This is a genomic window from Streptomyces sp. NPDC001220, assembly GCF_053597895.1.
Window position 1 is genome coordinate 122,649 of the sequence record NZ_JBSFJE010000023.1, and the last position, 7,692, is coordinate 130,340.

Here is a 7,692-nt window from a genome sequence, read left to right on the forward strand (position 1 = left end):
ACCGGCGCCCGGGCGGCAGTACGCCGACAGGAAACCCCCGGCGTCCCGCCCAGCCCCGATCCCCCGTCTCGTTCCTGAAGGACCCCGACGTGTACCGATCACTCCTCACCCTGACCGCCGCGCTGTTCGCGATCGGCACCGACAGCTTCGTCATCGCCGGCATCCTGCCCGAGGCCGCGCACTCCCTGGACGTGAGCACACCAACCGCAGGCTGGCTGATCAGCGCCTACGCCTTCACCTACGCCATCCTCGGGCCCGTCATGGCAGCCCTCACGGCGCGCTGGCCGCGCCGTACCCTGTTCCTCACCGGGCTCGGCATCTTCGTCGTGGGCAACCTCCTCACCGGCCTGGTCCCCGACTTCGGTGTCGCCCTGGCCGCACGGGCACTGGCCGGACTCGGCGGCGCCATGGTCACCCCTACCGCGATTGCCGCCGCAGCCACGATCGCTCCCCCGGAGCGCCGGGGCCGCGCCATCGCCACCGTCACTGCGGGCCTCAGCGCCTCGACCGCGCTCGGCGCCCCCCTCGGCACCGCGATCGGAAGCCTCACCGGCGACTGGCGCGCCACCATGCTCTTCGTCTCAGCCCTCGGCCTCCTGGCCGCGGCAGGCACAGCCCTGCTCATGCCCAAGGTCCCCAGCCCCGAGCCGGTCCCACTACGGGCCCGCCTGGCCCCACTCGGCGACCGCCGCATCGGCCTGACCCTGCTGACCACGCTCCTGCTGTTCACCGGTCTCTACACCGTCTACTCCTACATTGCCGAAAGCCTGGACCGCGCCACCGGCGGCAGTGGCGCCACCCTGGCCGTCCTGCTGTTCGCCTGGGGCGTGGCCTCCACCACCGGCACCCTGGGAGCGGGCCAACTCGTGGACCGGCTCGGCGACCGCCGCATCATCAACATCTCTCTCGCCGTACTCACCGTGGACTTCGCACTGCTGCCCTGGTCCAGCGCCCAACTGCCCACCACCGTCATCGCCCTGGTCGTCTGGGGCCTGTGCGGATGGGGCTTCTTCACCCCGCAGGCGCACCGCCTCATCAGCGTCATGCCCGCCTCGGCACCCATGCTCACCGGCCTCAACTCCGCCACCCTGTACGTCGGCGTCTCCCTCGCACCACTGGTCGGCCAGGCCGGAATCACATGGACCGGCGCCCACTGGCTCGGCCCCATCGGCGCCGTACTCATCCTCGCCTCACTCGCCACCGCAGAACGCGCCCACACCGTCATCCACCACCGCACCCCCCAACCCCCAACCTCATCCACCCCACACACAGCACCAGCCACACCACCCGCAACCAGCAAAACCACCTGACCCGCGGCCAGGACATCCCGATCTGGCTTTGTTCACCGGTAGTGGTTCTGGCTCGCTTTCCGTGACGCGTGCACGGTGGGTGATCTCCGCTGGGAACCAGTGGGACCGAAGGGGGGCCTCAGGTGCAGCCGATGGGGCAGCCGCGTCGGATTGAGTGCTGTGCAGCGCGCAGGAACAGTGCGACGTAGAAGGCTGTGTCCAGGTCCTTGGTCCACGGTCCTGTTCGTGTAGTGGCCAGTCCCTTTGCTTGGTGCCTGAACCACGTGCTCAGGTCGAGGTTGTCGCATGTTGCCGGGGTTTCGGCTGGCAGATCGATGGCTGCCGCCAGCTTCTCGGCGAGCGGTAGTACCTGAGGAGCGCCGGCGACCATGGAGTCGTGGTCGTCGGATTCGATGGGCAACCAGATCTCCTCATCGAGCGAGAAGGGCACGAGCACGGTCCAGCCGCAGAGGATCTCCGATTCCTCTCGTGACAGGTGCGCCTGACACAAGGCGAGGAACCCGGTCATGTCGGGGGTCAGCTTTTCCTCGAAAGCTTGTCCTGAGCCAGGTGCGAAGGCCGTCTCTGCGGGGACATTCTCGTAGGGCGGCAGGCCCCGCCGCCTGAGTTCCGCATCCAGTGCCGAAGCAACTTCACCCCACCCGTCCTCCTCGTCACCGAACCATTCCTCCGCGCCGACGCTCACAAGGTAAACACCCATGTGGGGAAGCTATCGCGCGCATCTGACATCGATCGGTGAGCCAACAGGACTCGCTTGCGGAGCAGTGCGAAGCCGGCCCGGCCAAACATCTGGCGCTTGAGCATCCTGATCCGGTTGACGTGTCCCTCAACGACGCCGGAGCTCCAGGGCAGGGTGAGTCCGGCGATGACCGCGTCGCGGTCTCGGTCGATGCCGGCCGCGAGAGTGTGGAGGCTGGGCAGGTCGTCCTGACGGACGGCGTCGAGCCACTGCGGCAGCCGTTCGCCCTGGCGCTCTGGGCGAAAGACCGGACGTGACCGGTCAGGGCATCGAGTTCGGGGCAGTTGGTCTCCTGTGCATTGATGAGCTTGGATACCTCGAACCGGACCGCGCGGACCGGCTGATCCGGCAACTGCACGAGCTCGCCGCCGATGACGACGCCCAGGTCCGCGACTAGGCCCAAAAGGTCCTCTCGCGTAGGCGGCCGCGCGAGGAATGGGCGCGAGACTCGGACGATGACCCGCTCTGATCCGACACGACAGCGCAGCCAGTTTGTCACGGACCAGGCCCGTCACTCACGGGGCCAACTCAAGCCGGATGCCGCGCCGAGAGGACCACGGCATGTGGCCAGTTCAAGCCGGGAAAGTGGGGCCAGATCAGACCGTCAATGCCCCCCGTCACACACCGCAACCATCAGGTTGCCCAAAGCCCGCATTCAGTGTCCTGACCATGGCCGGCCCACCGGCACATCCCACGCGAAACCGACCACGCGCGCCCTGCGGGTGTCCGGTCACCAGCCGTGGGTGTGGTCGGCCCCTTTGAACGGTCCACTGACCTCGGGCGTGATCCAGCCGCCGTAAAAATCCCCCTCCTGCGGCTGCACGGAGCAGTCGCCGACCGTACAGCGGTCGACTCTCCCCGCGTAGAAGGCAAAGTGGTCGACGAGTTGCCCGTAGGGAGGACGGGGAGCCGGATAGCTCCAGGCTGCGAGCCGACGGATGTCGGAGCCGACGACGATGTCCCAGTGTTCGGCGCTGCCCTTCCACTCGCACCAGGTGTGACGGGTTGCGGCACGCAGCAGGTCCGTGCGGACGTCCGCCGGCGGGACGTAGAAGACCGGTGGGTGGCTGGTCTCCAGGATCTTCAGCGCCCCGGTGGTCTGGGCGACGATCTCCCCGCCGCACTCGACGACGATCCGCCGTGGCTCACGGCACAAGGCGGGCGGACGCGGGTAGTCCCACACCGATTCCACCGGTGGTATCTCTTGTGAAACCATGACGGACCTCCTCGAAACATGTGAGTGGTTCACCCTGTATTCCGCCTACACACCCACGACGGATGAGGTGGCGCAAAGGAGACGGGTGAGACGTGCCGTCTGCTCTGCGAGCAGGACGTGGACGAGGAGATCGTCCTGCCGGCCATGATGCGGACGCAGACGGCTTCTGGTGGCCAAGTCTCCTACGGCTCGATGGTTGCGACGACGTCCCGCCGCATGGCCGGATCTGGAGAGCCGCCACGCCACCACCACCTGCACCGGGCGGTTCCGCGCGTGCAGAGGGCTCTGAGCTTTGTACCTCTCGATGATGCCGCTCCTGCGCAGGAGCCTGGTGCGTTCGAGGCAGGGGCTCCGACCCCGCGCTCGCCGAGAAGCGCGGCATCGCACCGTCCACCGCCTGGCAGCGGTCGCTCGGAGCTACGGTTGATCGCTACCACCCATTTCTTGCGGGCGGGTCGACTGCGCCCTCGCGGCCGGCCTGGCCGTGGAGGGCGCCCTCGTCGTGGTGTCGGACCTGAACCGTTCCCGGACGAACACCGCCCTGGCGAGGGGTACGGATGGGTCGAGCCCGATCAGTCACTGCGGCGCCCGCCGGCGTCGCAGTCCCGGTGGGTGCGACCGGCGCCGCCCAGCAGACCGCTGTGGCCGGCGCGCTTCTGCCGCCTCATCCGTCCGGGGCGCCAAGGGCCGAGGTCGTCTCATCACCGGTGCTCCGGTCGATGGAGAACGTTGGTGCTGCGAACGCAGCGCGAAGCGTCGTGGAAACGCCGGTGACCGCCCTGGACCGGAAGGCGGGTATGCGGTCGGTGTTGTGCCGGTTCGAAGGCATGCCCACCGACGTCACCGAGGCGGGCGGGCAGCTCTGCGACGATCCTGCTGCTTCTCGGCCCTGGCCTGGCCAACGGGCTGGCCGATCAACTCAATGCCGGCCCTCAGCCTGTCGGCAAGCTGGAACTGGGAGCCGCGCCGCCCGCGGCTTCCCCTGCGGTGATTGCGTCGATGTTCACCGGAGTGGAAGTGGCGCTGGGCGGCGGCGTGAGCACGACCATCGGCTGCCCCAAAGTCGGAGGAGGTGGGGTCAGGTCGGACGAAGGCAGCGTAGGCGGAGTGGTCTGCTTCGCGAGGGTCTGCTCGAAGTCGACCAGGCCCGTCTTCTCCATGACCGTGATGTGATCGAGCACGGTGTCGTTGGCTTGGTCTGCCAGGGCGCGAACCAGCGTGTTCTTGGTGGTGGAACGGATCTTCGCCACCGTGTTGAAGATCGATCCGTGGGTCATCCGCAGGATGTTGGCAAAGTCTGTATCGAACTGCTCGCCGTTGTCGGCCGTCAGCGTGAACACGAATCCCTGCTGCTGAGGGCTCGCTACGTTGGGCAGGGTGATGTTCAGCATGGGTGCAATCTTGCGGCAGGTGGTATCCAGTGCGGAGTGTCCGTCGACCAGGTGCCGGCTCGCGGTGACAACCGCCTCCGTAGTGCCTTTCTGCAAGCCGATCTGCCCGACCGGGTACTCCCACAGCCCAGCCGCGCGGACCTTTACGACGAAGTCCCGGTCCGACTCCGTCAGAGGACCCCACTGCGTCTGGGCGATGACAGGGTCGTGCGAGGCGGAGGCAGCGCTGGCTCCCAAGGTGCCCGGGTAGACGAACGCCGCGAGCGTAAGGCTCACAGCACCGCCGATGGTGAAAGCTCCCACCACATTCCAAGAGAGTCGCACTGAAACTCCTGCAGGTTGTAGATCCATCCGGGGATTGGTGCCCATGAGCAGTACGGACGAAGAGCGCACCTGACTCGACCACCTTGGTAACGGTTCAGGCGACGCTCACTGAGAATGGCAACGTGGTCCCGTGAACATCGCGGCGCCGTTGTCGCCCCGCCGGTCCGCGGCCGGGTCGGACGGGCGCCCACCTTGATGGGCCTCGGCCTGACACTCTTCCACTACGATCCCTCCGGGCATGATCACGGTGATTGCGACGGACTAGACGTTCAGCCACACCGACCAAACCGCACTCGGCTCCCCACCTCCGTTCGATTTCTGCACCGCCCCCGGTCCTGCCTGTGCATTCCCGCCCGCCGAGGACGAGGTCATCGATGTGGCGAGCCCCGGTCGGACCTGGGCCGGCCTGCGCGTGGAGCAGGACCTGCTCCACGAAGCCCGCCCACACCAGCCACGCGACCGGCACCTTCACGACGCGCGCCGCTCAGTCAGGCCTCTACGCAGCACAGACAGGCAGCAGCTGGCCGTCGCCTGGCCCGAGGCCGCAGGCTCACCTCAGGGCCAGGCAGATGGGCCGCACAACGTGCCCAGCCGAGCAGACCCATTCCGCCGCCCCATCCGTTATGGAGGGATGGACGCCCAGCCCGTGGGCCGGGCAGGTGGGCCATACAGTCCAGCCCGGGTAGGCCAGGTAGGTCTGGACCCCGTCGGCCGCCTCGGCGAGGACGCCCTGTGCGTAGACCGACTGGATGTGAGTGCCCTCCACCGAGATGCCATGGACGCCGCGGAACGCCAGGGCCTCGCCCTGGCCCACGTCGACCAGAAAAGCGGCGACCGCACCGAATGGATCTTCGACGCCAAGACCTACACCTACCTCGGCAGCCGCACCGTCCAGGTCAAGCAGGCCAACGGCATCAAACCCGGCACAGTCATCACCCGCACCGCGGTGCTGGAACGAACCGTCGTCGACACACAGGAGCAGCGCCCCGGCGCGTAAGGCACCCGCGCGCGAGAGCGCGGTCGCCCCGCCTAGCAGAGCGTGTCCCGCCACGCGATCAGAACCCGCACATCGGTGAGCACTCCGCTGAGACCGCGCGCGACGGTCCACCGACAAAGAACGCACACGCCCTGCACGCGTAGCCCGTCCACGGTGTGCGGACAGGCCATGCGATCGAACGCCGGACGTGCCACGCACCCGCACTCCCCCACAGGAAGCAGGACTTCCTTCCTCGGACCGCCAACACACGCAGTAACAATCCGCTGGACGAGAAGCCCGAGTGAACGCAGCAACGCAGCGACCGCCGCCCGGCGTCGCACACTCCATGGGGTTCTGCACAGGTTCCGTGCTGGCTGCTGCCATCAAACCCAGGCGACGCTTCTCATTGCCATTCAAACGAGTGATCGCAGATCAGCCGACCGTGTCAGTGCCCGGTCGCATACTGACGCCCATGCAGATATCGGCGTACACACTCAAACGGGCCTGGCACCAGGTGGCCGTGGGCTCCGACGTGCTCGACGACGCGATGCTCCCGCCGACCGGCACCTCTCCCGACCAGTTCGAGCAGCACGTGGGCGAGTCACACGGTGGGCTCTTCCTGGTCCTGGACGACGATGGCACGGTGCGCGGCCACACCGGTCCCTACCGGGAGGTCTTCGTCACTCAGGACCTGGATCAGGTGCTGTACTTCGCCGCCGAGGACGCGGTCCGCAAGCTCACCGAGCACATCGCGGCCCGGTCCCCGGGCCGCGGCCCGGTGGCCAATCTCGTCTCCGGGCAGGCCGAACTGCTGGACCGGATCAACCCCGCCTGGGGCAGCAGATTCCGCAACGGCGGCCTGGACGGGACCCAGCCCTCCACCGCGTGCGGACGCGACCCGCTGGAGCGCCTCGCCTGGATCGCCGACAGCTGGCGCGAGCAGGACCCCTACACCCACCTCGCCTTCTTCCGCGGCGAGACGATCAGCGCCGAACAGATCGCCCTGCTCCACGGAGCCGATCCCGCACAGATCGCCGCCGGGACCCGTCTTGCGGATCTGCGGAGCATGAACGGCGGGACCTTCGACTACTGGGACATCGTGTGGGAAACCTGCTGCTTCGGGCAGGCCGGCGGCTGGGCGTTCCTGATGTACCACGAGACCCCCGGCTTCGGGCCCGATGGTGAGGCTCTCGCCCGGCTCGGCGTCACCGAGACGGTCCACCTGAGCGCCACCTCCGCGAAGGCCATCTACACCTTCGACTACATACGCAACGGCCGCCGCATCGACGACGACTGGGGCGCCTTGGAGCTGATCTGGTACGACCGCGGCCGCGCCCCCTACTTCCGAGGCGGTCAGCTCGACTTCCTCAACCAGGCCATACGCCGCGCCGAACTCGACCACCCCGAAATAACCAACGAGTTCGAGCTGTACTTCCACGCCCTGGAGGACGCTTTCGGCCTCCGGCTGCCCCGGCAGGACATTCAGCAGGGAACGGTACGGGCCGCGCAGTGGGCACGCCGCAACGGTTGACGGTTCCGCCCCGAGAGCCCGCCAAGGACCGTGTTCCTTCAGCCGTCCGGTCACGCGATTCCCCACCTTGTCGGTGGTGAAGTGTCGGGCGGGAGGGCCCATGGCCGACTTGGAGTGACCCCCGAGATTCCGACACCTGGACGCTGGATGTTTCGTCATCCAGGGGAAGTGATCCATGGTGGCAAAACGGAGGAATTTCCCGGAC

8 protein-coding genes are annotated in these 7,692 nt (G+C 67.6%); 4 read left to right on the forward strand and 4 right to left on the reverse strand.

Going from position 1 to position 7,692, the window contains the following annotated elements; genetic code table 11:
* The first annotated feature begins 89 nt into the window (after positions 1-89).
* Positions 90-1,310, forward strand: coding sequence for an MFS transporter (locus tag ACWDGI_RS39370; protein ID WP_450767597.1), 1,221 nt, complete (start codon positions 90-92; stop codon positions 1,308-1,310).
* A 118-nt stretch (positions 1,311-1,428) separates the two neighbouring features.
* On the opposite strand, the gene ACWDGI_RS39375 is transcribed toward ACWDGI_RS39370, so the two are convergent.
* Together ACWDGI_RS39375 and ACWDGI_RS39380 are read right to left on the reverse strand one after the other, a co-directional pair.
* Complete coding sequence (locus ACWDGI_RS39375) at positions 1,429-2,010, reverse strand: hypothetical protein (RefSeq protein WP_450767599.1); 582 nt, start codon at positions 2,008-2,010, stop codon at positions 1,429-1,431.
* Positions 1,992-2,363, reverse strand: coding sequence for a transposase (locus tag ACWDGI_RS39380; protein ID WP_450767621.1), 372 nt, complete (start codon positions 2,361-2,363; stop codon positions 1,992-1,994). The genes ACWDGI_RS39375 and ACWDGI_RS39380 overlap by 19 nt, the downstream gene beginning before the upstream one ends.
* Between ACWDGI_RS39380 and ACWDGI_RS39385 the strand changes: the two genes are divergently transcribed.
* Positions 2,303-2,446 (forward strand): hypothetical protein, encoded by a 144-nt coding sequence (locus ACWDGI_RS39385; protein WP_450767625.1) that lies wholly within the window; start codon positions 2,303-2,305, stop codon positions 2,444-2,446. The genes ACWDGI_RS39380 and ACWDGI_RS39385 overlap by 61 nt on opposite strands.
* A 333-nt stretch (positions 2,447-2,779) precedes the next feature.
* On the opposite strand, the gene ACWDGI_RS39390 is transcribed toward ACWDGI_RS39385, so the two are convergent.
* Both ACWDGI_RS39390 and ACWDGI_RS39395 read right to left on the reverse strand, forming a co-directional pair.
* The gene (locus tag ACWDGI_RS39390) at positions 2,780-3,265 is read right to left on the reverse strand and encodes a DUF427 domain-containing protein (RefSeq protein ID WP_450767601.1); all 486 of its coding nucleotides are present in this window, start codon (positions 3,263-3,265) and stop codon (positions 2,780-2,782) included.
* A gap of 932 nt (positions 3,266-4,197) precedes the next feature.
* Positions 4,198-4,980, reverse strand: a complete 783-nt coding sequence (locus ACWDGI_RS39395; RefSeq protein WP_450767603.1) for a DUF4142 domain-containing protein — start codon at positions 4,978-4,980, stop codon at positions 4,198-4,200.
* A 775-nt stretch (positions 4,981-5,755) separates the two neighbouring features.
* Here ACWDGI_RS39395 and ACWDGI_RS39400 point away from each other — a divergent pair.
* Positions 5,756-5,977 carry a hypothetical protein gene (locus ACWDGI_RS39400; RefSeq protein WP_450767605.1) on the forward strand — a complete coding sequence of 74 codons (222 nt, stop codon included), beginning with the start codon at positions 5,756-5,758 and terminating at the stop codon, positions 5,975-5,977.
* Positions 5,978-6,428: 451 nt separating this feature from the next.
* Positions 6,429-7,487 (forward strand): hypothetical protein, encoded by a 1,059-nt coding sequence (locus ACWDGI_RS39405; RefSeq protein WP_450767607.1) that lies wholly within the window; start codon positions 6,429-6,431, stop codon positions 7,485-7,487.
* The last annotated feature ends 205 nt before the right edge of the window (positions 7,488-7,692 follow it).

What these genes read in the sequence shown, in the direction of transcription:
- ACWDGI_RS39405 (WP_450767607.1), top strand. Translation starts at nt 6,429, where the DNA reads ATGCAGATATCGGCGTACACACTCAAACGGGCCTGGCACCAGGTGGCC.
- ACWDGI_RS39390 (WP_450767601.1), bottom strand. Translation starts at nt 3,265, where the DNA reads ATGGTTTCACAAGAGATACCACCGGTGGAATCGGTGTGGGACTACCCG.
- ACWDGI_RS39375 (WP_450767599.1), bottom strand. Translation starts at nt 2,010, where the DNA reads ATGGGTGTTTACCTTGTGAGCGTCGGCGCGGAGGAATGGTTCGGTGAC.
- ACWDGI_RS39400 (WP_450767605.1), top strand. Translation starts at nt 5,756, where the DNA reads ATGGACGCCGCGGAACGCCAGGGCCTCGCCCTGGCCCACGTCGACCAG.